The 24,559-nt window shown below is 38.1% G+C and carries 22 protein-coding genes; 12 read left to right on the plus strand and 10 right to left on the minus strand.

Annotated elements, in window-relative coordinates; genetic code table 11:
* The first annotated feature begins 33 nt into the window (after window positions 1-33).
* From ACOCEA_RS16750 to ACOCEA_RS16770, 5 genes are all read left to right on the plus strand, one after another.
* Complete coding sequence (locus ACOCEA_RS16750) at window positions 34-993, plus strand: GSCFA domain-containing protein (protein WP_420757425.1); 960 nt, start codon at window positions 34-36, stop codon at window positions 991-993.
* A complete protein-coding gene (locus ACOCEA_RS16755; protein WP_420757426.1) occupies window positions 990-1,601 on the plus strand; it encodes a DUF4230 domain-containing protein in 612 nt (203 codons plus the stop codon). Before ACOCEA_RS16750 ends, ACOCEA_RS16755 begins: the two co-directional genes overlap by 4 nt.
* Before the next feature lie 273 nt (window positions 1,602-1,874).
* Entirely contained in the window at window positions 1,875-2,324 is a 450-nt protein-coding gene (locus ACOCEA_RS16760) for a hypothetical protein (RefSeq protein ID WP_420757427.1), read from the plus strand.
* Window positions 2,325-2,332: 8 nt separating this feature from the next.
* Window positions 2,333-6,406, plus strand: a complete 4,074-nt coding sequence (locus ACOCEA_RS16765) for a thrombospondin type 3 repeat-containing protein (protein WP_420757428.1) — start codon at window positions 2,333-2,335, stop codon at window positions 6,404-6,406.
* 25 nt (window positions 6,407-6,431) lie between these two features.
* Window positions 6,432-7,322, plus strand: coding sequence for a PorP/SprF family type IX secretion system membrane protein (locus ACOCEA_RS16770; protein WP_420757429.1), 891 nt, complete (start codon window positions 6,432-6,434; stop codon window positions 7,320-7,322).
* 54 nt (window positions 7,323-7,376) lie between these two features.
* On the opposite strand, the gene ACOCEA_RS16775 is transcribed toward ACOCEA_RS16770, so the two are convergent.
* Entirely contained in the window at window positions 7,377-9,125 is a 1,749-nt protein-coding gene (locus ACOCEA_RS16775; protein WP_420757430.1) for an aromatic amino acid hydroxylase, read from the minus strand.
* 136 nt (window positions 9,126-9,261) lie between these two features.
* Between ACOCEA_RS16775 and ACOCEA_RS16780 the strand changes: the two genes are divergently transcribed.
* Complete coding sequence (locus ACOCEA_RS16780; protein WP_420757431.1) at window positions 9,262-9,729, plus strand: Lrp/AsnC family transcriptional regulator; 468 nt, start codon at window positions 9,262-9,264, stop codon at window positions 9,727-9,729.
* A gap of 58 nt (window positions 9,730-9,787) precedes the next feature.
* Here the strand turns inward: ACOCEA_RS16780 and ACOCEA_RS16785 are convergent, their stop codons facing one another.
* Window positions 9,788-10,357, minus strand: coding sequence for a DUF4136 domain-containing protein (locus ACOCEA_RS16785; RefSeq protein ID WP_420757432.1), 570 nt, complete (start codon window positions 10,355-10,357; stop codon window positions 9,788-9,790).
* Window positions 10,358-10,431: 74 nt separating this feature from the next.
* Window positions 10,432-10,590 (minus strand): C1orf53 family protein, encoded by a 159-nt coding sequence (locus ACOCEA_RS16790; RefSeq protein ID WP_420757433.1) that lies wholly within the window; start codon window positions 10,588-10,590, stop codon window positions 10,432-10,434.
* Window positions 10,591-11,163: 573 nt separating this feature from the next.
* Between ACOCEA_RS16790 and ACOCEA_RS16795 the strand changes: the two genes are divergently transcribed.
* Genes ACOCEA_RS16795 through hemL form a run of 3 tightly spaced genes read left to right on the plus strand, consistent with a single transcriptional unit; the run spans window position 11,164 to window position 14,189 of the window.
* Complete coding sequence (locus ACOCEA_RS16795; RefSeq protein ID WP_420757434.1) at window positions 11,164-12,069, plus strand: 1-aminocyclopropane-1-carboxylate deaminase/D-cysteine desulfhydrase; 906 nt, start codon at window positions 11,164-11,166, stop codon at window positions 12,067-12,069.
* Window positions 12,066-12,902: a glucosaminidase domain-containing protein gene (locus ACOCEA_RS16800; RefSeq protein ID WP_420757435.1), complete on the plus strand. Its 837-nt coding sequence runs from the start codon at window positions 12,066-12,068 to the stop codon at window positions 12,900-12,902. Before ACOCEA_RS16795 ends, ACOCEA_RS16800 begins: the two co-directional genes overlap by 4 nt.
* Window positions 12,903-12,908: 6 nt before the next feature.
* A complete protein-coding gene (gene hemL / locus ACOCEA_RS16805) occupies window positions 12,909-14,189 on the plus strand; it encodes a glutamate-1-semialdehyde 2,1-aminomutase (protein WP_420757436.1) in 1,281 nt (426 codons plus the stop codon).
* Between the two features lie 14 nt (window positions 14,190-14,203).
* Here the strand turns inward: hemL and ACOCEA_RS16810 are convergent, their stop codons facing one another.
* The 7 genes from ACOCEA_RS16810 to ACOCEA_RS16840 form a co-directional block, all read right to left on the minus strand.
* Window positions 14,204-14,431 carry a DUF1059 domain-containing protein gene (locus tag ACOCEA_RS16810; protein WP_420757437.1) on the minus strand — a complete coding sequence of 76 codons (228 nt, stop codon included), beginning with the start codon at window positions 14,429-14,431 and terminating at the stop codon, window positions 14,204-14,206.
* 504 nt (window positions 14,432-14,935) lie between these two features.
* Window positions 14,936-15,550: an alpha-ketoglutarate-dependent dioxygenase AlkB family protein gene (locus tag ACOCEA_RS16815; RefSeq protein ID WP_420757438.1), complete on the minus strand. Its 615-nt coding sequence runs from the start codon at window positions 15,548-15,550 to the stop codon at window positions 14,936-14,938.
* A 298-nt stretch (window positions 15,551-15,848) separates the two neighbouring features.
* Window positions 15,849-17,333, minus strand: a complete 1,485-nt coding sequence (locus tag ACOCEA_RS16820; RefSeq protein ID WP_420757439.1) for a cellulose synthase family protein — start codon at window positions 17,331-17,333, stop codon at window positions 15,849-15,851.
* A gap of 1 nt (window position 17,334) precedes the next feature.
* Complete coding sequence (locus tag ACOCEA_RS16825) at window positions 17,335-18,024, minus strand: glycosyltransferase family 2 protein (RefSeq protein WP_420757440.1); 690 nt, start codon at window positions 18,022-18,024, stop codon at window positions 17,335-17,337.
* A gap of 205 nt (window positions 18,025-18,229) precedes the next feature.
* Window positions 18,230-18,370 (minus strand): hypothetical protein, encoded by a 141-nt coding sequence (locus tag ACOCEA_RS16830; protein WP_420757441.1) that lies wholly within the window; start codon window positions 18,368-18,370, stop codon window positions 18,230-18,232.
* 140 nt (window positions 18,371-18,510) lie between these two features.
* Window positions 18,511-20,091, minus strand: coding sequence for a 4Fe-4S binding protein (locus ACOCEA_RS16835; RefSeq protein ID WP_420757442.1), 1,581 nt, complete (start codon window positions 20,089-20,091; stop codon window positions 18,511-18,513).
* A gap of 23 nt (window positions 20,092-20,114) precedes the next feature.
* Window positions 20,115-21,461 carry an NAD(P)/FAD-dependent oxidoreductase gene (locus ACOCEA_RS16840; RefSeq protein ID WP_420757443.1) on the minus strand — a complete coding sequence of 449 codons (1,347 nt, stop codon included), beginning with the start codon at window positions 21,459-21,461 and terminating at the stop codon, window positions 20,115-20,117.
* 179 nt (window positions 21,462-21,640) lie between these two features.
* Here ACOCEA_RS16840 and ACOCEA_RS16845 point away from each other — a divergent pair, with 179 nt between their 5' ends.
* The 3 genes from ACOCEA_RS16845 (at window position 21,641) to ACOCEA_RS16855 (ending at window position 24,554) form a co-directional block, all read left to right on the plus strand.
* Window positions 21,641-22,360, plus strand: coding sequence for a DUF547 domain-containing protein (locus tag ACOCEA_RS16845; RefSeq protein ID WP_420757444.1), 720 nt, complete (start codon window positions 21,641-21,643; stop codon window positions 22,358-22,360).
* A gap of 141 nt (window positions 22,361-22,501) precedes the next feature.
* Window positions 22,502-23,509 (plus strand): glycoside hydrolase family 113, encoded by a 1,008-nt coding sequence (locus ACOCEA_RS16850; RefSeq protein ID WP_420757445.1) that lies wholly within the window; start codon window positions 22,502-22,504, stop codon window positions 23,507-23,509.
* A 151-nt stretch (window positions 23,510-23,660) separates the two neighbouring features.
* Window positions 23,661-24,554 (plus strand): hypothetical protein, encoded by an 894-nt coding sequence (locus ACOCEA_RS16855; protein WP_420757446.1) that lies wholly within the window; start codon window positions 23,661-23,663, stop codon window positions 24,552-24,554.
* Window positions 24,555-24,559: the final 5 nt, after the last annotated feature.

The following is a 24,559-nucleotide window of genomic DNA, read 5'->3' on the forward strand; positions in this document are numbered from 1 at the left end:
TATAGGGTTGGTGGTATAATAGTTATTTTGTAAATGAAACTCCAGACCCAAATCCCTTTGCAAAAATCTGATAATCAAATGGATTATGATAGTCAGGTCTTGCTTATGGGTTCGTGTTTTTCTGAGAATATTGGGAATAAGCTCACATATCATAAGTTCAGGACTCTACAAAACCCGTTCGGCATTTTGTATACGCCACTAGCTATTGAAAAATGTATAGCGGCAGCAATCCGAAATACTGGACTATCTGAAAAACATCTGGTGCAATACAACGATAAATGGCAATCGCTGGATGTGCACTCAGACCTTTCTAGAAAAACTAAAAAAGCTACTGTTGAGGCTTTGGAAAGGGCTTTGGTAAAAACAGGACAATTTTTACAAAACGCTACACATGTGTTTTTGACCATGGGTACATCTTGGGCCTATACCTACAAGACTACAGGGGAATTTATTGCAAACTGCCATAAAATACCTAGTAAACAATTTGACAAGGTCTTAATTCCGCATGAACGCTTGGTTAGTTCCTTGTTGAATACAATTGAATTGTTAACATCCGTAAATCCTGAGGTGCAAGTCGTCATTACCATTTCTCCTATTCGTCATTTAAAAGATGGATTTGTGGAAAATCAGCTGAGCAAGGCTAATTTAATTTCTGCGGTGCATCAGGTTGTGGCCAATACCAAGGTAGCGTACTTTCCGGCCTATGAGATACTTTTGGATGAGCTTCGCGATTATCGTTTTTATGCAGAAGACATGGTTCATCCTAATAAATTGGCGGTCGACTATATCTGGGAAAAGTTCAATAAGGTCTATATTTCGGATAAGGCAATGAAAACTATGGCGGAGGTTGCCAGTGTTCAAAGGGGATTGCAGCATAGACCTTTTGACGTATCATCTAGTGCCCATCAAAACTTTATGAAGTCGCTACAGCAAAAAATTGCGTATATAAAAGAGGAATATCCGTTTATGGATTTCAAGCAATCCAATTCATGAAGAAGTTTATATCAGGCGTTATAATTACATTGGCGGTTGTCCTTATTTTTCGTTCTTGTACCCAAGAGAAGGAATCAAAATCTATTTTGGAGGAAAACTCAATGCTTATTCAGCAAGAAATTGCCAACGTTTCTAAATTGATTGTTACCGAAGGGCATTTTGCAGAAGTGTATACTTATAAGGATTCCAAAGCGCTTTTTGGACCCTTGTTTACCGCTGATAAAAAAGCATTGGTTGTGGTCAATGCAGAAGTGACAGTTGCTTATGATATTGGTCAAATTGATTTTGAGGTCAACAAGGAAGCCAAAACCTTATTAATTAAAAGTATTCCTGGACCGGAGGTGAAAATTAATCCAGATTTTGAGTATTATGATGTTACGGCAGATTATTTGAACCAGTTTAGTGCATCAGACTACAATACCATCAAACGGAATGTAACGGCGTCTTTGTTGAAGAAAGTGGAGGCATCTTCACTTAAAACCAATGCTAAAAATAGATTTATGAGCGAATTGCAAAAATTCTATATTCTTACAAATAGTATGGGGTGGCAATTGGTTTATAATGAGACTTCAATCTCCAACATGGAAGATTTTTCTATACTACAGTAGCCTTTGCCTTATTTATCAAGGAGATGCCATGGTCTATTAAATGGCCTAATTCGGGGTTTTCCAATGTTAAGGAGTTCATATTCCGCTATTTCTTTCATATAATCCGAATCTGGTTTCCGAAGAGTCTTTAGGGTTAATTCTTAATTATAAATAAGAAATAACCTACAAAAATAAAGAAAAACACAATGTTTACATAGGCTTATACAACAATATTTTTTTTAAGTAAGAGAAAAAATATCCCTTTGATGTAGGAAAATACTTAAAATAAATATCATGAATGACCAACCTATTAATTTAAGGGTACTGCTACTTCTAGTAATCGCATTTGGCATATCTCTATATGCGAGAGCCCAGAACAATGTTAGAAACCCAAACACAGATTCAGAGATTCTTTCGAAGGCTATTACAGATTCCACTCTTTGGGAAAATACATCTATCCCACTCGAAAGTCTATCTGAAATTTACCTATTAGATCATGGAGTAACTCTTGATGTACCGGAGCAGTTTACCATACAGGGTATTCTTATTAAGGTAATCCAAAAAAATCAACTTTCTCTAGTTGGTGATACTCCTTTGGTGCAAGTACACACCTTTAATGTAGAAAATGAAGCTGCCTTGGTAAGGCTTTATTTAAGATATGTGGAAAATGGAGTGGAAAAAAACACCAATACGGAACTATGGTTTAATAACGACGGGGCAAACTGGAATTTAATAACCAAATAAAAAAAACCATGAAAAAAAATACTACGACCAAGGCAATATCATTGTTATGCTTGCTATTGTTTATAGGTCTTTCCAAAATTACGGCGCAAAATCATATTTTGAACAACGATAGGCTTCGGATAGGTAATGGCACCCAAAACTCCATTAATTCCGCAGGGAATATGGAACAGCCCTTTTATTATAATGGATCTACCTATAGAAAGTTGACCTATAGCACCTATCCATTGGATATACAATGGGGTGTTGGTGGTGATGGCACGGCCAATTGGAACATAAACGGATCCTTGGCAGCGAATCCAGCTTTGTCTGGCCAAACCTTTGACTATAGTAATTTCACCATTACAAATCCAACAACAGGTGATGGGTATGGCCAAATACGCACCTCAGGTACTATAACGATCAATGCTCAGGCGTTCTTAGTAGAAAACATCTACGAGTTACTACAGCCTGAAGGTTATATTGGAATAAAAGTTAAAATTACGAATATCAGTGGTTCACCGGCCTCCAATGTTCGGTTATGGGTGGGTACCCGTGATGATTATGTAGGAGGTACGGATCAACCTACAAAGACGCGTGGAAATTTGATCAACCAAGAATTCGTATCCATATCCGCTACTTCGGAACAAGCTAAGGCAATAAAAATATCCACAGCACAAGAAGCTATTTTGTTCTTTAGCAATTCGGACAGGGCGTATTCTACGATAAATAGTTGCTGTAGTTTTAGCAATTCCACGAATCAAGACCCTGCTACAAATCTTATAACACAGACCGGTGATGGTTCTTATGCCCTCTATGTGCGTTTTAATGATCTGGGTGTTAATGAAAGCGATGAACTAATCTGGTATTATGGCGCCGGTACATTACCTGAAATTGATGAGATTATTGCAAGGGTGGCAAGTGCAGCTATCGGGGCGTTCGATAATATTACATACCAATCGGCGGATTATGGGGCCACAACGGTGGAAGCAGGCACAGGGTACTGGGTATTGGTGCCCAATGGGGCCACGGCCCCTACCGAGGCCCAGATAAAAGCGGGAGTGGACTACAACGGGGTTACCGTTGCTTCTGCTGGAAATGCCTCTATGCAGGCAAATGTGGAGCACGTATTTAATTTGACCGGATTATCCGCCTACACAGATTACGATTTTTATTTTGTATCGGAGTACTTTGATGGTGTTGATTATGTTTTCACCGAAATCATCAGTGAAGACCTGCATACTAAGGAGGCTCCACCTGTTTTGACTTCCATTAGTCCAGATACGGCAGCTTATGGAGAGACCATCACCATTTTAGGTTCAAATTTACTGACGACGAGCGGTGTCACCATTGGTGGGCTCAATGCCACATATACCGTAGTTGATTCAGGAACGGTTGAGATTATAGTCCCTAATGGCGCGGATGATTACTATATAGAATTGACCAACGAGAGTGGATCAAGTTCCATTGAATCCGAGATTTCAAGCACAACGGGAAATTGCAATACAGGATGGGGTGGTGCATGGCAAACAATAACTCCTGCTGATAACGGAATCCTTAATTCGGTTACACTAAAGTTAGAGAATACTGATCCCAATAACATATATGATTTGTTCTTGGAACTTCATACGGTTGATAATGACCCATCTTCTCCAAATCCCAGCGTTAAATTTAATTCATTATTGATCTCTTCGGAGACGATGACCGTTTTACCAAATACTGCTGCTGCCGAAGTTATATTTACATTCGCTACAAATACGGTATTGGATGCCAACACTAACTATTACATAGTGTTAAAAAATGCATCGGGAAATCCTTCGGAAAATGGGCTTCAGGCAATATATAAGCAGTGTTCCAGTAGTGGTACTACAGATGGTGCAGCTGGTAATATTTTTGGTCGATTGTACCATAAATTTACCGTAAACCCAATATTGAACGTAAGCAATCCGCCTACAGACATATCTATTTCACAGAATACAATTCAAGAAAATAACACTATCAATCAGTTGGTTGGGTCTTTTAGTACGACAGATGCCGATGTAAGTGATTCACATTCTTATGTATTCGTTTCTGGGTCGGGTGATACGGATAATACTTCTTTTGTAATAAATGGAAGTAATCTTGAGGCCGGAGAAGAATTTGACTATGAGACTAAATCATCATATTCAATACGAGTTTCAACAACGGATTCAGAGGGAAATAGCTTTGAAAAGAGTTTTATAATCACCATTCAGGATAATTCTGATGAAGATGGTGATGGAATAAATGATTCATCAGACAACTGTATAAATATTGCCAACGCTGATCAAACCGATACGGATAGTGATGGGATGGGTAACGCTTGTGACGATGACGATGACAATGACGGTACGCCCGATACGGAGGACGACTTCCCCTTGGACGAGACCGAGGATACCGACACGGACGGTGACGGCACGGGTGATAATTCCGATACGGACGATGACAATGATGGTACGCCCGATACCGAGGACGACTTCCCGTTGGACGAGACCGAGGATACGGATACGGACGGTGACGGTACGGGAGATAATTCCGATACGGACGATGACAATGATGGTACGCCCGATACCGAGGACGACTTTCCGTTGGACGAGACCGAGGATACGGATACGGACGGTGACGGTACGGGAGATAATTCCGATACGGACGATGACAATGATGGTACGCCCGATACGGAGGACGACTTCCCCTTGGACGAGACCGAGGATACCGACACGGACGGTGACGGCACGGGTGATAATTCCGATACGGACGATGACAATGATGGTACGCCCGATACGGAGGACGACTTCCCGTTGGACGAGACCGAGGATACCGACACGGACGGTGACGGTACGGGTGATAATTCCGATACGGATGATGACAATGATGGTACGCCAGATACGGAGGACGACTTCCCGTTGGACGAGACCGAGGATACCGACACGGACGGTGACGGTACGGGAGATAATGCCGATACGGACGATGACAATGATGGTACGCCAGATACAGAGGACGACTTCCCGTTGGACGAGACCGAGGATACCGACACGGACGGTGACGGCACGGGTGATAATTCTGATATGGACGATGACAATGACGGTACGCCCGATACGGAGGACGACTTCCCGTTAGACGAGACCGAGGATACTGACACGGACGGTGACGGCACGGGAGACAATGCCGATACGGACGATGACAATGACGGTACGCCAGATACAGAGGATGAATTTCCGTTGGACGGGACCGAGGATACCGACACGGACGGTGACGGCACGGGTGATAATACCGATACGGACGATGACAATGACGGTACGCCAGATACAGAGGATGAATTTCCGTTGGACGAGACCGAGGATACGGATACGGACGGTGACGGTACGGGAGACAATTCTGATGATGATATTGACGAAGATGGTATTCCTAATAGTGAGGATCTCTATCCTTACGGAGAGTCGGAAGATAGGGACAACGATGGTGTGCCAGATGTTGATGATGCCTTCCCGGACAATCCTGATGAGAGCGTAGACAGCGATAGCGATGGCACGGGTGACAATGCCGATATTGATGATGACAACGACGGAGTAATGGATGACGAGGATGCTTTTCCTTGGAACCCCGAGGAGTACTTAGATACTGATAATGATGGCATTGGTAATAATGCAGACTGGGATGATGATAATGATGGTACTAGTGATGCGACAGATAAATTCCCGTTGGACCCAAGTGAGCATTCTGATATAGATGATGATGGAATTGGTGACAATGCTGATATAGATGATGACGGGGATGGCATATCCGATGGTTTGGACGCATTCCCTACCAATAAGGAACCTACTTTGGTGCCTGCCCAGGCTTTTACTCCAAACGGAGACGGAAACAACGATAGCTGGGTAATTCCTGGAATAGACAACTACCCCAATAACGTGGTAAAAGTCTACAACAGATGGGGGCATGAAGTATTCGCCGTACAATCCTATCAAAATGATTGGCAAGGATTTTATAGGGAAAATAGAGAAAAATTACCTGCTGGTTCCTATTTATATGTAATTGATCTTGGAGATGGTTCTGAGGTAGTCCGAGGATGGATATTTATCAACTATTAAATCAAACTTTAAAAAAATAATTAAAATGAAGCGAATAATAAATTCAATCACTGTTTTGTTCGTCATGCTTTCCATAAGTTTTGCATGGAGTCAACAGGATCCCAATTATACTTTCTATCAATATAATATGAACATCTACAATCCTGCTTATGCAGGGAGCACAGAGGGCATGGAATTTGTTCTTGGGCTTAGAAGTCAATGGGCGGGTATTGAGGGTGCCCCGGAAAGCCAAAGTGCTATTTTTGGGGTGCCGGTTGGCAATAAGGTGGGACTTGGTGTATGTATCCTTAATGATAAAACGTTTATCGAGACCCAAACCTGGTTGGCTGTTGATTTCTCTTATCACATACAATTGAATGATGCCAATCGTATTTATTTTGGTCTTAAGGCGAGTGCAAACTCATACGACGCAAATACCCAAGGTTTATTGACCTATGGGGTTGGACAGGATGGCTCTTTGATGAATTTTGAAAGTCGTTTCACTCCGAATATTGGTGCAGGGGTCTACCTGAGAAATGAAAAGTATTTCATATCACTCTCAGTGCCAAAGCTTTTGACCCCGGATAGACTCCAAGAAACTAATGGTAATGCTTTTTTAGGTGCTGATAGTATGCATGCTTATCTAGCAGGAGGTTATGACTTCTCTATCGGGGCCAAGACTAAACTTAGAGCGTTGGGAATGATCAGATATGTGGAAGCATCACCCATGTCATATGAAATTACGGGACTTTTGGATTTTTCGGAACGTTTTACCCTTGGTGCTGGATATAGGTATAATGAAAGTATTAGCGGACTTTTTCTTTTTAAGGTTTCAAATGGGTTTCAATTAGGTTATGCTTACGAATCTGCATGGCAAAGACCTATAGATGGTCTAGATCAGGGAACCCATGAAGTTTTCATGAGGTTTGTACTATAAAGATATTTGTGTTTTATAAAATGCCCAAGACTTTTAGTCTCGGGCATTTTATTTTTATTTGATAAATTGCTTATCCGTTAAACTAATACCATCGTCTATTAAATGGCCTAATTCTGGTTGATCTTGTTTTATGTTTTCCATATGTTTTTTTATAGACTTGGCAAACGTGTCGTCCCCATTATTAACAGCCAGTTCATATAGCTCTATGGATAATAACCAATCGTTAGGAAATTTTTCTTTTATCACTTCAAATACTTTATTTCTGGAAATCGTGGTGTTACGACCTTCCCTGAAATCCCTTACTTGCTGATATAATTTATTCAATTCAGAATTTTTATTTTCTTCCGGTATAGTTATGGTTTTACTTAGCTCATGATCAATTAGGTCAAAACTTTGCAGGTCTGCAGGGCCGTTATAAGCAGAAATGATTTTTTCACCAATGGCCATGTTGTATAGTTCTTGGTTCGATTCAAATAAAACCTTTCCATTATGCGTAACCTTACAATTTTCAAATGTGATTACTATAATCTGGCCTTGTAGGTTTCTTGTACCCGTAATTATTTTTCCGCAAACGTTTATACCACCTTCAAATTGCAAAGAGACCTCTTTTCCTTCGCAAATATCATATGCCTTTAAGTCTCTTGGTCCCATTTCTTCAATAGCTATATTTATACCTTTTAATCTACCAATGGGAGAGCCAAAACCGTTGGCGTGCTGGTTGGTATCTTGACCTACTAATCCTTTCTCATGATATGCCAATGCAGATTTCCCTTTTGTTTGAAAATAGATGGGTTCTCCATTGTGCTCAATGACATATTCAAAATTTCCTGAGACCTGTAAACCCGTACTAAGCTCTATAGTACCTAGCTCTTTAGAGTCGATTAACTTTTGTATACCGTTTAAACCACCTGTTCTTAAGGCCATGGTGTTTGCAAAATCCTCTAAGACCTGACTTAAAAACGCAAAGTCTGGAGTTACAAATAGTTGTGGTTGGGGTTTGGTAATGTCAAAAGAGGTATGTGCCGCTTCCATAGAATAGGGTATTTTCTTTACTTTGTCAGTCATACACAAAGCACTTTCACCAATAGAGGAAAGTAGACCGGCACCATATATTTTTGGGCTGTATACTGAGCCTATGAGTCCATATTCCACAGTCCACCAATGTAAGTTCCTAATCAATGCCATTTCGCTTGGCTCACCCATGTTTTGTTGTAGTTTGGCAACTTTTTCTTCAGCTTTGAGTATATCCCTAGGGTTTGTACTCTTAGCTTCTTTTATAATCGATAAATGCCGAACCGCTTCATACAGCTCAAAATCTTTGGCACTAGATACCGCTTTGCAGCCAATTTCACCAAAACGTCTTAAATATGCCGCATATTCCGGATTTGCAATAATTGGCGCATGGCCTGCACCTTCATGAATAATGTCTGGCGCAGGTGTATACGCAATATGCTCCAATTGCCTAATATCAGAGGCAATGACCAGTACGTTATAGGCCTGGAATTCCATAAAGGCAGCAGGGGGAATGAACCCATCTACGGCAACCGCTGCCCAGCCCAAGTCCTTTAAAATACGGTTCATGCCGTACATGTTTGGGATATGGTCCGTAGATATCCCGGTTTTTTGAAGGCCTTGTACATACGCTTCATGTGCTACACTACTCAAGTAATCTACGTTTTTGCGCATAACGTAACGCCAAACTGCTTGGTCTATAGCGCTATAGACCTCATAGTTTTGAGGTTTTATGAATTGCTTCAAGTGTTTTGGAAGCTTATCTAAAATTGGATTGCTTTCGTAGTTCATCACTAATAAATATATATAATTAGGGGATTATATATTGTTAAATTCAGATTATTAGTTTATTTTCCTAAATACTATTCTTTTTTAAGGAAAATGTATATTTATAAGGTTATAAATTGATTTAAAAAAGGAAATAGTTATGCTTGAAAAATTGGATGGCATTGATAGGGCGATATTAAGGATATTGGAAAAGGATGCCAAGACGGTGGCAAAATCGATTGCAGAACAGTTGGGACTAACCAAAACCCCTGTTTATGAGCGTATAAAACGTTTAGAAAAGGAAGGCTTTATTCAAAATTATACGGTTGTTTTGAATACTGCCAAAATTGAGGAGAGTATTACTGTTTTTAGTTTTGTTTCGCTTGATGCACAAAAAGGCAGTCTTATGGATGATTTTCTGTTAAGTGTAGCAGAATTTAATGAAGTTACGGAGTGTTATGTGGTAGGGGGTGAGTTTGATTTTTTATTGAAAGTAACTGTAAAAAATCTTGATGCGTATTATGATTTTGCCAAAATGCGAATTGCAACCTTACCAAATATTGGTGTGGTTAAAAGTGCTTTTGTGTTAAATGAGGCTAAGAATAGCCATCATTTTCCGCTGTTATAAAAAAAGTCGGTTTAAAAATAAATTCCCAAACCGACTTCATAAATAAACTAAATTAAACTTATTTTGATGCTATTGTATTAGGAGGGTATTGTTCCAAGATTTGCGAAACGAATTCCCTAATGCGCTGTTCTTTTTTTTCTATATTTTTGGTATTTGCCAATGTGCCTTCCCCTTTGCCTTGCCAAACTAATTCTTTGCTCTTAGTATCGATAAGGTCAATATATAATGAGCCTTGGGTGGTTGTGCTAACACTGCTGCCTCCCCAGCCCCAGCCCGGTCCCCAAGCATATGGATTGTAACCCCAGCCCCAGGCTCCGCCCCAGCCAAAGTTGTTGTTGTATACATCTACACGTTCTTGTTCTTTAGTGAATATGCTAACCAATAGGTCAGGATTTTCAGATTTAACAAATCCACGCGCGGCCATTTCATTTTCAATAGCCTTTAGAATTCGTTTTTTATCTAGGTCCGAAATTTGTGCCTTATCTATTCCTGTTTTGTAAAATGCATAGGATTTATAGCCATTGAAATCTGCTTGTTGGTCGTAATCGGAAAGTACCCGAACAGATGAGCAAGAGCTTAAGAAAACTAATGCCAGCAAAGGAAGAGCAATGAATTTAAGATTTTTCATATTAGTTTTTTTTATTAAATAAGTGTGTAATTTCTAGGTATAAATAGGCTCAAAAATCATGCCGAACATCTGGGTTATTGGGTATTCGTTTTTGGGTTATAGCCGTATGGGCAATGCCTGCAACCACTTTCGCAACAGTAACCACGTTTTTTATGATATTGTTCCGTAAACACACGATATCCTTCTTCAGACCAATAAAAATCTCCCGCTTCTATGGGTATGATTTCTTTCATTTAAGCGCTCTCAATACTGTGGATATACTTTTCCAAAGGTTTTAATTATAGGTTAAAGTTACTTGTTTTTATGTTGATAAATAGAAAGATTAACATAGTGTAACATCCTTTATCGTGATGTTTTACAAACGATTTAATGGTTTGTGGGTATTGTTGGAAACAATAGCTAAATTATTACAAATGATAAAAATTAACATTTATATTTGTTTGTGACCAAACTATTTTGGGTGTATGATATTGGTTTTTAAACACTTGTTCTATAAAAATTATGTAGGCTTATCTTTATGGCCTTTTATTTTTATAAAAAATCAATCTTTAAAAAAAGATGTAGAGTTAATAAACCATGAAAAGATTCACTTAAGACAACAGCTAGAACTTTTGATCTTACCATTTTATATCCTGTATTTGTTGGAGTGGATAATTCGTTCTATTTGGTATATGAATACTTACAAAGCATATCAAAACTTGAGTTTTGAACGCGAAGCCTACGCCAATGAGAGAAACATTCAGTACTTGGAAAGTCGTAGGCCTTTCAGCTTTATAAAGTACCTTTATACCAGAAAATAGGTCCTTTTGCAAAGCGAGAATCAATACGTACACCTTCCTATATTGGTTGAAAAGAACATCACCCTTGCCATTAAGCGTGAGGATTTGTTACATCCTTTTATTTCTGGGAATAAGTATCGTAAATTAAAATATAATGTACTTGAGGCCATACATAAAAAGCATACAACCTTGTTGACTTTTGGTGGGGCGTTTTCAAATCATATAGCAGCATTATCAGTGGCTGGTAAGGAAAAGGGGTTAAGGACTATTGGTGTTATTAGAGGAGAGGAGCTGGCCCAGAAATGGCAAACTAATCCCACATTATCCTTAGCGCATGAAAATGGAATGCGTTTTAAATTCGTGAATCGTGAATCCTACCGGACCAAGACCAACCCAGAATTTTTGGATAAACTAAGACAGGAGTTTGGTCAGTTTTATTTAGTGCCGGAAGGTGGTACTAATGAATTGGCCGTAAAAGGTTGCGAGGAGATTTTAGACCCAATAGATATAGAATTTGATAAAATTTGTGTTAGCACTGGTACTGGCGGTACCATAACAGGTCTTATTAATGCATCGGAAGATACACAGGAAGTTTTAGGGTTTTCGGCATTGAAAGGGGATTTTCTTAAATCGGATATTGCCTCCATGACAGCAAAAAGGAATTGGAAACTGATTTGCGATTATCATTTTGGTGGATATGCAAAAATATCGGAAGAGCTGGTACTTTTCATAAATTGGTTTAAAAAAGAAACAGGAATTCCATTGGACCCTGTTTATACTGGAAAAATGGTATTTGGGTTGTTGAAAATGATTGAGAATGATAGCTTTGCAATGGGAACCAAGGTTTTAGCAGTGCATACTGGAGGGTTACAAGGCCTTGTTGGAATGAATATGGTATTGAAAAAGAAAAATTTACCTTTGTTGGATATATGAGAAAGAATATTTTGATGCTTGTGGTTTTGGCTATTTTTGCCATAGGATGTAAATCCAAAAAAACCTATACCGATTCCCTTCGTACTAAAAATGTACTTTCGGAGCGAAATAAGAGTGCCAATAAATCTGCCAGGGAGAATACGGATGCTTCTATCCCAGAAGATGTAGGTACGTTTGTACGATTCAAAATCGAGAGTGTTTCAGAATATATCGAAACCTTTTCAGAAATTGCCCAGATAGAAATGAAGGCCTATGGGATTCCGGCTAGTATTACCTTGGCACAGGGACTATTGGAAAGTGGCTATGGCCAAGGGGAATTAGCTTTGAAAACCAACAATCATTTTGGGATTAAATGTCACAAAGGTTGGGAAGGAGATTATGATTTTCATGATGATGATGAAAAAGGTGAGTGTTTTAGAAAATACAACCACCCTATGTACTCATTCCGAGATCATAGTATTTTCTTGACAACCAGGAGCAGATATGACTTTTTGTTTGATTATAAGTCCACCGATTATAAAAATTGGGCACAGGGTTTAAAAAAGGCAGGTTATGCGACAGATAAAAAGTATCCCCAAAAGTTAATCTATTTAATAGAAAAGCATCAGTTGTACAAATTTGATGGGAAAGGGTCAAATACCAGTTATGATAATGCTGTGGTGATGACAGATTCCGACGCTGTTCATATCGTAAAAAAAGGAGATACGCTATACTCTTTATCTAGGCGTTATTACTTGTCAGTTGATGAGTTAATGCGAATGAACAACTTAAAAGATGCCGGCCTTTCTATAGGTCAAAAGCTAACGGTAAAGTCTATCCAAATTAACAAATAGAAGTACATGATCTATAAAAGAAGTAGCGCATTATTTGCGGAAGCAAAGCAATATATTCCCGGAGGTGTTAACTCTCCTGTAAGGGCTTTTAAAGCGGTTGGTGGAGACCCTATTTTTGTTAAGAAAGCCAAGGGTGCCTATTTGTATGATGAGGATGGCAATAAGTTGATAGATTACATCGCTTCTTGGGGCCCCTTAATTTTAGGACATGCCTACGAGCCTGTAATTAATGCCATTGTTGAAAAAGCACAAAAAGGCACTTCTTTTGGTATGCCTACCGAAATTGAAACAGATTTGGCAAAGCTGGCCGTGGAAATGGTGCCTAATATAGAAAGGATACGATTTGTGAATAGTGGTACGGAGGCATGTATGAGCGCAGTACGCTTGGCACGTGGTTATACAGGAAAGGATAAAATCATTAAATTTTCTGGTTGTTACCATGGGCATTCTGATTCTTTCTTGATTCAAGCCGGCAGTGGTGCGGTTACTTTTGGTAGCCCAAATAGTCCAGGGGTTACGCAAGGTACGGCAAAGGATACCTTGCTTGCCGCATATAACAATTTGGATGAGGTGCAAAATCTAGTAAGTGCCAATAAGGGGGAAATAGCGGCTATAATTCTTGAGCCTATTGCTGGGAATATGGGTTGTATTGTGCCTACAGATTCTTTTATTAAAGGGCTAAGGGAATTATGTGACCATGAAGGAATACTACTCGTTTTTGATGAGGTAATGACCGGATTTCGATTAGGCAAAGGAGGTGCTCAAGAAGTTTTAGGAGTAAAAGCTGATATCGTGACTTTTGGAAAGGTAATAGGCGGTGGTTTGCCTGTAGGTGCGTTTGCCGCCAATGCAGACATTATGGGCCATTTGGCACCTGATGGGCCAGTATACCAAGCAGGGACGCTCAGTGGAAATCCCTTGGCCATGAGTGCAGGATTGGCTATGCTAACAGAACTGAACACAAATCCTAATATTTTTAAAAGCCTGGAGGAAAAAACAGCTTACTTGCATAAAGGTATTGCGACAGCATTGGAAAGCAAAGGTGTAACACATCAAATAAACCGCTATGGAAGTATGATCTCCGTCCATTTTACAGATGAGCCTGTAGTAGATTTTGCTTCTTCTGCCAAGGGAAACAACGATACTTTTAAAAAGTATTTTCACGGTATGTTGGAGCAAGGTGTATACCTGCCACCATCGGCCTTTGAAAGCTATTTTTTGAACGATGCGTTAAGCTATCAAGATTTGGATGACACTATTGCGGCCGTTGAAAAAATAGCTTTATAGCTAAACAAAGTAAGCTAAAGGCTGGGTAAGGCATTGAATACCTCACATTTGTTGTTAAACCAAGTTTGCATCGCTTCTGGAGATTTCATAAGATAGTGCATTTTTTCCATGGCTTCCAAATGGGATTTATCTCCTTTTTGGTACATTTCCATGCCATGTTTTTTGCTCTGTTCTGCAATTTCTTCGAAAGAATTGGCACTAAATTCAATATCACAGGCGCCGCCCAACTGCTTACAAGTCATTATTTTCAAAAGTGTTATGTTTAGTAGTCTTGCTACAAGATACTTAATTTGTCTTTTGCCCTTACTGTGTTTCTAATAATACAAGACTGATATAGGTCATTGGAGGTGGTGTTCGTTGCCATTAGTTTTCTAAAATAAAAACTGATCAAATGGAAAACGTTAAAAGACCCACCCATAAAAGGCTATTTTGGATTTTGATTATTTTATCTATTATTGTTGGGTATATTTTTTATAGTATTTTACAAGAGGAATTTAGCTTACGTTTTCTGTTATTTTTCTCTGGGGTGCCTTTTTTTCTATTTGTCATTGGAAGCTTCGGATTGCTTTGGCCAATCATCAAACCACAAGGTGATGAAATTTATATAAGTCATGCCTTGTGGATTGGTATATTATTTATGATTCTATTCTTTATCCATGTTTGGGTGCTTTTACCAAGAATTTGCCCACAATTTGGAGAATGTTTAGGGGTAAGCTAGTACGTGATTTTAAGGGGCTGAATTGCTACTATACGTTCTCTGCAATTGTCCTAAAAGTAAGATTTATTCTTGGTGTAGTTATACGTTTGCTTGGCGGAAGTCTATGTAGCCAATGCGTTTGTGTGTCACCCTTCATCACCAGCAAACTACCATGTTTTAAAATGAGGTCTATCTTTTCTTTGGTGTCTTTGTGTTTGAATGCAAACTTTCGTTCTGCCCCAAAACTAAGCGAACCAATGGCGCCGTTTTTTTTCAAATCTTTTTCACCATCACTATGCCAAGCCATGCCTTCATTGCCGTCATGGTATAAATTTAAAAGACAGGAATTGTACGTTTCCCCAGATTCTTTTTCGACAGCTGTTTTTAGCTCCAATAATTCTTTGGTCCAATAAAGTGCTTTTTTGGTAGTATTGGAATACGTGTACTCAAATGGTTTTTCGCCATACCACGCAACCTTACGTTTTGTAATTATTTTTTTACCGTAGATAATAGCCTCATCGTTTCGCCATGCGATAGTGTCCATTAATATTTGATAATAGGAGTTGGCTTTTGCATGGGTAAAAAGTTTTCCGTAGTACTTAACTATTCCGTCTTTAGGCAACCAATTTTTTGTTTTATCTATAAGGTCATCAAATAATTCCAATACTCCATTTTTTTGTATTCATTAGTCAGCTAATTTCCATAATATCTATTATTACTTTGAAACTTCCCATTGTTATTGCCAAATTAAACACGAATCACTTTATTTAATTTATATGCGTGGGGAAATAGGAAACGTTTTAAAAATTTTATTGTGCCGTGTTCTGATAGCTAAAAGTTCCAGCAGAGTTTTTGTATGTCACGAAAGTTAATTTAGGGTTAGAATTGCAATGGTACTGCCTTTAAAATAGTGACAAAAAAAAGGATGGCCATAGCCATCCTTTTTTTTACTTTTTATATGTTTACGCCCTTGCTGTTAAACTTTTAAAGAAAACAAAGCCAAACCCTAGGAACAACATAAAGTGGAATGGGAACAAACCAAAATCGTTCAAAGGAACTGCACTGTACATGCCAAATAGAAAATAAACCATTAAGGCAAATTCCAATATCATATTTGGTGACATTTTTTTTGCGAGGTACTTATTTCCTTTCCAGCTTTCGGTGATATTATTGATATTAAATTTAGGAGTACGTACAAATTCACTACGTTTACCCATATGACCTTCTAAAACAGCTATAGAGTTGTGTAATGAAAAGCCCAGGGCCACTGAGAAAAAGGTGAAGAAGATCTTTATATAATCTATAAAATTATCAAAACTACTGCCTTGTACGCTCTTATAGGTAAACCAATAACATATAAATAAGATAATGGTACTTACGATAAAGAAGCTAGTAGCCTCAAAAACCCATCCTAAATGACCAAACATGTTCTTTATGTACAACATGGGTATGCTTAAAAAGGCAACAATAAATACACAAAGGAACATACTACTGTTCAATAAATGCATTACACCATGAAATTTGGTTTTAAAAGGTATGTTCTTTGCACTGATCACGCTCCAAACGGTTTTTCTAAAATTTTCTGCCCCACCTTTATTCCAACGAAACTGTTGTGAACGAGCAGCGCTAATAACTACAGGAAGTTCAGCAGGTGTTTCTACGTCTTCTAAATACTTGAATTTCCAATTCTTTAATTGGGCACGGTAGCTAAGGTCCAAATCCTCGGTCAAGGTGTCACCTTCCCAGTTGCCAGCATCCAATATACATTCCTTACGCCAGATACCAGCAGTACCATTAAAATTGATAAAGTGGCCTTTTGCATTTCTTCCAACTTGTTCTAGTGTAAAATGTGCATCTAAAGCAAATGCCTGTATTCTTGTTAGTGTAGAGTACTCACGGTTAATATGCCCCCATCGGGTCTGTACCACACCAATTTCTTGATCCTTGAAATAGATGACGGTCTTTTTTAACCAATCTGAAGAAGGAAGGAAGTCGGCATCAAAAATGGCAATAAATTCCCCCTTGGCAATCTTTAGCCCTTCTTTTAAGGCACCAGCCTTAAAGCCAACTCGATTTTCCCTGCGTATGTGCTGTATGTCCAATCCTGTTTCCTGTAACTCGTTAATACGGGCCGCTGTAACAGCAACAGAGTCATCCGTAGAATCGTCCAATACCTGTATTTCCAATTTACTTTTTGGGTATTCTATTTTGGCAATATTCTCTAAGAGTCGTTCCATTACATATTCCTCATTATAAACAGGAAGCTGTATGGTAACCAAAGGAATTTCTTTTGGGTCCAAAAGATTGAATTTTGGCGCTGTTTGGTTCCTTCTTTTTTGCCCCAAATAATTTACCAAAAGATTAAGTTGGGCAAGGCTATAAAAGAAGATCAATAGTAGTGAAATACTATAGATTGCGATGATAATGTAAGCTATGGTGAGTGTCATATTATTTTATACTGTATTTAAATATCCAACCTAATATTTTTATGCCTGCAAATATAGTTCCTTTTACCGTACCTGATACTTTTGAAACACCAATTCTTTTTTTGTAACGTACTGGTACTTCGGCATATGCCATTTTTTTCTTTAAAATTTTCAATTGCATTTCAACTGTCCATCCATAAGTCTTATCCTGCATTTTTAATTCGTTGAGCTTTTCGTATTTTATAGCTCTAAAAGGTCCTAAATCCGTAAATTTTGCACCAAAAAATAATCGCATTAAAAATGTGGCCAACCAGTTGCCAAAAATTTGTTGTGGAGTCATTGAACCTTCTTCCCGTAAACTTTTTTTTCGGGCCCCAAGCACAAAATCCATCCCATTTTCCAAAATAGGTGCCACAATCTTTGTCAATTCATCTGGATAGTCAGAATAATCTCCATCCATAAATACGATAATATCGGGTTGTTTGGATTTTTTGGCTATATATTCTATTCCACACAAGCATGCATGGCCGTAGCCTTTTCTATTTTCTGTAAGTACGGTTGCCTTTGCTGCTTGGGCATTTTTTACAGTGTCATCTGTAGAGGCATTGCTTACCACAATAATTTCACTTACCGTTTTTGGAATCTCATTGATTACATGTGCAATGGAGTCCTCCTCGTTAAAGGCTGGGATGATAACGTTGATATCTACCATTATTTTAAATCGGAAATGCTATTTTTTTTTTGAAAGGAGTCGAAATGAGTCCATTCCTTAATTTTTTTTCCATTACTATATTTTTCAGCGGAAGTGAGTTTTTCATCTAGATATTTTAGGCAGTATCCGTTCTTAAGGTCATTATGTAGTTGGCATTTGTGATATACACGACCCTTTTTGTCATAATACAACCACCATTTGGTTTTTAAACCACTTTTAAAATGCCCTTGCTGTGTACGAATTCTTTTTTCATCGCAAAAGTACCAATATCTTTCCCGTTTGTTATATTGATAGTGTCCTTGTTGGTATAACGTACCGTTTTTAGGATAAAATTTCCAGTATCCATCTTATATATTAAACCGTAGCCAACCTTCAGATGCCAATTTACCATTATAATAACATGTTTTTTAATTGGTCCTGTTCATAAGCCCGGCAAACTTAATTAGTAAAACAAAAGAAATAAGTGTAACCGTTTTCATACCAGTTTTAATTTTTGTTCACCAAATCCATAAGGTCAACATCATTGCCCAAAAGTACTTGGGTAGGGTTAATACGACCTGCTTCCGGACCGTTTTCCAATTTTAACACCCCTCTAGGGCAAACAGCGGAGCATATACCGCAACCTACACAACTAGAGCGTACAATGTTTTCTCCTTTTTGAGCGTAGGCCCTAACGTCTATACCCTGTTCACAATAGGTAGAACAATTACCACAAGAGATACATTGTCCACCATTTGTAGTAATTCTAAAGCGTGATTTAAATCGTTGTACAAATCCAAGATATGCAGCTAAGGGACACCCAAACCTGCACCAAACCCTATTTCCAAAAATAGGATAGAACCCAGTGCCGATGACGCCTGCAAAAATTGACCCTATGGCCAAGCTGTATGTGTTTTGCACTTGTTGGGTTTTTATGCCCAAAACGGTTCCTGTTTCTGAGAAAAAGCTATATAAGGTCATACCGGTCATCACAATGGCAAACAATAAAACTCCGTGTATAAGCCATCGTTCCACTTTCCAAGCAAATAATGATTTGTCTGAATGTTGCCGGTAAGGGTCCCCCAAGGTCTCCGCCAGTCCGCCACACCCACAAACCCATGAGCAATACCAACGTTTACCAAAAAAATAAACCATTACAGGCACAATGACCAGCGTTAATATCACACCCCAAAAGAGAATAAAAATTCCAATACCCCCACTGTTTAAGAGCGATTTCAAATTCCATTGAAAGAAGAAATCATAGTCAAGGGGAAAGGCATTTTTAAAATCATAATAGGGCATTTGTAACCGCACCATAATTTCAGGAATTAAAAAGGCAAAGACAATCTGAAAGAACAAGACCGATGTTGTACGTACAATTTGATATATATTATGTCTGTATTTGATATACATACGAATCGCCATAACCGTCATGACCACACAGTACATAAAGCCATAAACAAACCAATGCCCTGCGGGGTTTCCGCTTAGACTTTCGCTAATTGGATCTACCAGATATGTCCAGTTTACGGCATATTCCGAACGAAAATAAAGTACTAAGTAAAACCCAACCAAAAATATAAATACCAACCATGCGATCCATCCCTTATTCGTACTGTCTTGGAGGTATATTCCATCGTTCTTAATGCCTTTTTTACCTAAAAGCAAAACGTTGGGCAGAATAAACATTAGTGCACCAATACTACCAAGACCAAAAGTTAGGAACCACATGAAACCCTTATTTTTAACAATGAAGCCACTTCCGGCTTTTTTGCCCAATTCTGCAGCCATATCATGGGGCTTAGTGTAAATCACTTTTTTATACTCTTTGTTTTTTCGGTGATTTGCATTGGCGATTTCAAGGTTTTTTACAATCACTGGTGATAATTGCAACATGCCCTCGAACCGTAATCCAACTACATTTTGTTCCATATCGCTAATGAACTGTTCACTTTTAATGCCTTTCTGTTCAATAAATTGTGAAAATGTTTCTGGGGAGAGGTTGTAAGTGCCAACTACAGGCAAAAGAGTGAATATGGTAAGACCTGTTAAAAAGATTGCTAACCCTATATTTTTAATTGCTTTCATTTAAAGAATAGATTTTTCAGTGCTTATGAGTTGCTAAAAATTCGTTTCCAACTTTTCTTTTTTGGTGTGATGTTTTGACCGAATTCTTCATTGTATTTGGTTACAATGGCATCTTCATAATGGTTATATAATTCAGGGTCAAAATTGGCATCTTTTAAATATGCTATCACATAATCTATATTTCTATTCTCGGATAACCATCGGTCAAAGATTTCATGGCGCATACGTATACCAAAAGTGTTTATCCCCAAAAACAATTTTGTGCTTTTGTGAAAAGCTATGGTTATGCATATTTTTTCTTTGTGATGTCGCCAGTGAAAGTGTTGCTCATAGTCTTTCTTGTTACGTTCGCTAAAGACCCAACCGTAGGTTTGGTATTCTATATCCAAGAACTTGGCCGAATTGAACCAATGGCCTGGTTTATATTCCGTTGGCTTGCCACAAAGTGTCTGTGCCAAGGTTTCTCCCATCATACGCCCAGTATACCATACTGCCTCTACTGGCCTACGGTTGCCAATGGCTTCATGCTGTTGTGCGCAGTCACCAATGGCGTAAATGTCATTTATATTGGTTTCCAATAATCGATTTACCTTGACTCCTTTTTCAATTGCTATTCCAGAATCCTTAAGAAAATCTATGTTGGGGGTAACACCGGCTGTAAGGCCAACAACCGAGCATGGAATAGTATCTCCTTTATCTGTTACCACAGCTTTGGCCCGTCCATTTTCATCAGCCAGTATTTCTTTTAAATTAGTGTCTAAACGCAAATCTATATGATGTTCCAATAGGTGTTCATTGATCATTTTGGATTCGCCAGAGGGTAAAACCCCATTCCAAAAACTAGTCTCACGGACTAGAAACGTAACAGGTATTTTACGGCTTCTTAGCATTTCTGCCATTTCAATCCCTATAAGTCCTCCACCAACTATAACAGCGTGTTTACAGATTTTGTTATTGGGTGCGTTTTGCTCTAATATATCTAGGTCTTGTTTGGAATATAGTCCTTGTACGCCTTTCAAATCTTGACCGGGCCAACCAAATTTATTGGGCTTAGATCCTGTGGCAATGACCAATTTGTCATAAGAAATCTCTTGTCCACTTGCCAATATCACTTTTTTGGAATTTGGCACAATGGTTTCAACAAACCCATTTAATAGATCAATCTTATTTTTTTTCCAGAACCAGTTTTCATAAGGTTGGGTATGCTTAAATTTCATGTGGCCCATATACACGTACATTAATGCCGTACGAGAGAAAAAATAATCGGTTTCTGCGGAGATTATGGTAATTCTATTGTTTGATAATTTTCTAATATGCCTTGCTAAGGTTACACCAGATATACCATTGCCAATTATTACGATGTGTTGCATAAAGTGGTTTTGTTGGGTTTTATGTCGTTCCTAAAGATAATAACTTAACCAGGTGCCTTAATTTAGAAAGATTATAAATGGGTGTACAGTTTACTAATACCTTAAAAGCGTAGTTTTATGTATGTATTTACTTTACATGCCGACTAACCATCCAATACAGAACTATTAAATAGGTTATAATGAAGTACTACTGCAATTGCCTTTTGTTTTTATTGGTTTCATCATTCTCATTTGGGCAAACATTAACCAATTTTTTTAATGATACTGACGATTTCCTTAACTCCTATGTTGAAAATGGTAGAGTAGATTATGCGAGTGTCAAAAAGAATCCAAATACCTTAATTGCAACTTTGGAAATAGCAAAAAAGATAAAGGCTGATGGCTATAAGGCAAATGAATATCAGGCTTTTTGGGTAAATGTGTATAATTTGCTGGTTATAGATGGTATTGTTAAACATTACCCAATACAATCCCCATTGGATATTCCAGGTTTTTTTGACAAGAACAAACATCAAGTAGGTGGGGAAAATATTACCCTAAATGCTATAGAGAATAAATTATTACGAGCAAAATATCCTAATGAACCCCGTTTTCATTTTGTATTGGTTTGTGCAGGTATCGGGTGTCCTCCCATTATAAAGGAAGCCTACAGGCCTGCAGTGTTTGAAATTCAATTAAAAGAGCAAACCGTTAAGGCATTAAATAACCCAAAGTTCATACGGGTAAACGGTTCGGATGTTCAGATTTCCCAAATATTTGATTGGTATAAACAAGATTTTGAGCAAAAAGGAAGCGGTATTAAAGACTTTATAAATAATTATAGAAATCAAAAACTACCAGAAAACAGTACCATTTCATTTTATCCTTATGATTGGAAATTAAATGAATCAGTAAAATAAGCATAAAGTAGTTGGGATTGCCTGTCTGAACTTGTAGTATTTTCAAATTGATTTCTACCGTGAAATTTAACATAGTATTTGGGTTTCTATTTTAAGAAAAAGGAGTAAATATTCTACTTTAGAGGTCCTAATCCATTGTCAATGAAAAATTTGGGACTTCTGTTCTTGTGTGCACTTCAATTTTCTTGTTCAGGTAAAGCACAAAAGAAAATTAATGGTGTAAGTTTTGTAGCTTCTAGGGAAGAGGTAGCGCAATCCCACATAGACGAGGTCGTGAAAATCTATGCGAATAGTGCGGCCATCATGCCCTTTGGTTTTATTAGGGACATAACTTCGCCTCAGATAATTTTTGATACAGAGAGACAATGGTTTGGTGAAACACGTAAAGGTGCCAAGCAATATATAGAACTATTGCAAAGGAATGGATTGGAAGTCATGGTAAAACCACAAATTTGGATTGGTGGAGGGCAGTTTACGGGTACCTTAAAAATGGAAAGCGAAGATCATTGGCTACAGCTTGAAGATTCATATAAGTGCTTTATCCTGAATTATGCGGAAATGGCGGAAGAGGTAAAGGCCCCTTTACTCTGTATTGGTACGGAACTGGAGAATTTCGTAAAGAACAGACCTACATATTGGGAAAGATTAATAAAGGAAATAAGATCTGTTTATTCCGGTAAACTAACATATGCGGCCAATTGGGACGAGTATGACAGAACGCCTTTTTGGGAAAAGTTGGATTATATTGGCATAGATGCTTACTTTCCCTTATCTGAGGCTAAAACCCCTACAGTTAACGAATTACAGTTAGGATGGAGACCTTGGAAAGATAAAATTGCGACTTTGGCCAAAGTAAAAAATAAACCGGTAGTCTTTACGGAATTTGGGTATCGCTCTATGAATTTTACAGCAAAAAAACCTTGGTTGGTAGATAGAAATGAGGAAGAGGTAAACCTTGTGGCACAGTCAAATGCAAAAACCGCCATATTTAATGAATTTTGGAATGAGGATTGGTTTGCCGGAGGTTATGTTTGGAAATGGTTTATACAGCACCAGAACTCTGGAGGGGAATTAGATAACCGTTTTACACCTCAAAACAAACCGGCTCAGGAGGTAATCAAAAATCACTATAAAGCCTATTTGGATTAGGTGAAATTGAAGACTTGGGAATTATCACCTATCCAAACTCTTTTTAATTGCTATTCCACGCTATTTTTAGTAATATTTGTACTTCACTATCCATATCATGCGCATACAACAATTAAATTTACCAACATTATTTCTATTAGTTTTTTCTTCAATGGTATTTGCCCAAACTCCAAGAGATACCATTGTTGCTAAAAGTGGTGACGGCATTTTTTCTATATTGAGAAGTGCTGGGATACATCCAATAAAATACTATGTTGAATTTCTAAATTTAAATGAAAAGAATGTTCGAAATGGCAGTGATTTAATAATTGGGACAACCTATATATTGCCAAATGCCCCAGATAGTTTTAGGAACATGGGAACCAGAATATCGGTTGATACGGGTTTAGAGGAATCAATTTTTGACAAGGAGCTCTCCAAAATGAAAATTAAGGACGCTACACTTCTTCATACCGTATATTATATAATGAATACCCCAGAAACCATACTCAACAGCAATTCAAATGATTTTATGCTAGGATTGGCCAAAGAGCTACTGGAAAAGGGTGCTCGGGTATGTCTTTTGGAGAATGCCTTAATGCAACCGAAAGGTAATTCAGAAAAAGATATTGAAGCATTTAAAATATCGGTTTTAGGTAATTATTCTGGAGTCGTCAATAGAAAATTTTTGGTATATAATGGCAATTATCAGCGCGTTTTGTTAATAGAGGATGGTATTGATAATACTAAGAATATAGAGGTAACGGTAAACCATTACGGTCAAAGTAAGGAAGGGACAAGGTTGGCGGCAAGCCTACAAGACGTTTTTAGAAAAAATGCAATTAGAAAATCTTCTTCCAAAGAGGGTATTTCTTCCTTTAATGATGAGGCAAATATTTTTCTTGCAAAAAATGTACTTCCACCTATTACCATTATTGGGTTGAATAGCAGTAATAATAATCAAGCACAGGGAATCCAATTAAAGTCCGCTAGACCAAACATTACTAAAATGATTGCCAATGGAATATTAAAAGATTATTCCAGTTTAAATTTTGAGGATAATTAGGTTGC

Source organism: Maribacter luteocoastalis (assembly GCF_048890225.1).
Lineage (GTDB): Bacteria > Bacteroidota > Bacteroidia > Flavobacteriales > Flavobacteriaceae > Maribacter > Maribacter luteocoastalis.

Bases quoted from the DNA above. Each gene is read 5' to 3' on its own strand.
- ACOCEA_RS16750 (WP_420757425.1), top strand. From the start codon at position 34: ATGAAACTCCAGACCCAAATCCCTTTGCAAAAATCTGATAATCAAATG.
- ACOCEA_RS16755 (WP_420757426.1), top strand. From the start codon at position 990: ATGAAGAAGTTTATATCAGGCGTTATAATTACATTGGCGGTTGTCCTT.
- ACOCEA_RS16760 (WP_420757427.1), top strand. From the start codon at position 1,875: ATGAATGACCAACCTATTAATTTAAGGGTACTGCTACTTCTAGTAATC.
- ACOCEA_RS16765 (WP_420757428.1), top strand. From the start codon at position 2,333: ATGAAAAAAAATACTACGACCAAGGCAATATCATTGTTATGCTTGCTA.
- ACOCEA_RS16770 (WP_420757429.1), top strand. From the start codon at position 6,432: ATGAAGCGAATAATAAATTCAATCACTGTTTTGTTCGTCATGCTTTCC.
- ACOCEA_RS16775 (WP_420757430.1), bottom strand. From the start codon at position 9,125: ATGAACTACGAAAGCAATCCAATTTTAGATAAGCTTCCAAAACACTTG.
- ACOCEA_RS16780 (WP_420757431.1), top strand. From the start codon at position 9,262: ATGCTTGAAAAATTGGATGGCATTGATAGGGCGATATTAAGGATATTG.
- ACOCEA_RS16785 (WP_420757432.1), bottom strand. From the start codon at position 10,357: ATGAAAAATCTTAAATTCATTGCTCTTCCTTTGCTGGCATTAGTTTTC.
- ACOCEA_RS16790 (WP_420757433.1), bottom strand. From the start codon at position 10,590: ATGAAAGAAATCATACCCATAGAAGCGGGAGATTTTTATTGGTCTGAA.
- ACOCEA_RS16800 (WP_420757435.1), top strand. From the start codon at position 12,066: ATGAGAAAGAATATTTTGATGCTTGTGGTTTTGGCTATTTTTGCCATA.
- hemL (WP_420757436.1), top strand. From the start codon at position 12,909: ATGATCTATAAAAGAAGTAGCGCATTATTTGCGGAAGCAAAGCAATAT.
- ACOCEA_RS16810 (WP_420757437.1), bottom strand. From the start codon at position 14,431: ATGACTTGTAAGCAGTTGGGCGGCGCCTGTGATATTGAATTTAGTGCC.
- ACOCEA_RS16820 (WP_420757439.1), bottom strand. From the start codon at position 17,333: ATGACACTCACCATAGCTTACATTATCATCGCAATCTATAGTATTTCA.
- ACOCEA_RS16825 (WP_420757440.1), bottom strand. From the start codon at position 18,024: ATGGTAGATATCAACGTTATCATCCCAGCCTTTAACGAGGAGGACTCC.
- ACOCEA_RS16830 (WP_420757441.1), bottom strand. From the start codon at position 18,370: ATGGATACTGGAAATTTTATCCTAAAAACGGTACGTTATACCAACAAG.
- ACOCEA_RS16835 (WP_420757442.1), bottom strand. From the start codon at position 20,091: ATGAAAGCAATTAAAAATATAGGGTTAGCAATCTTTTTAACAGGTCTT.
- ACOCEA_RS16840 (WP_420757443.1), bottom strand. From the start codon at position 21,461: ATGCAACACATCGTAATAATTGGCAATGGTATATCTGGTGTAACCTTA.
- ACOCEA_RS16845 (WP_420757444.1), top strand. From the start codon at position 21,641: ATGAAGTACTACTGCAATTGCCTTTTGTTTTTATTGGTTTCATCATTC.
- ACOCEA_RS16850 (WP_420757445.1), top strand. From the start codon at position 22,502: ATGAAAAATTTGGGACTTCTGTTCTTGTGTGCACTTCAATTTTCTTGT.
- ACOCEA_RS16855 (WP_420757446.1), top strand. From the start codon at position 23,661: ATGGTATTTGCCCAAACTCCAAGAGATACCATTGTTGCTAAAAGTGGT.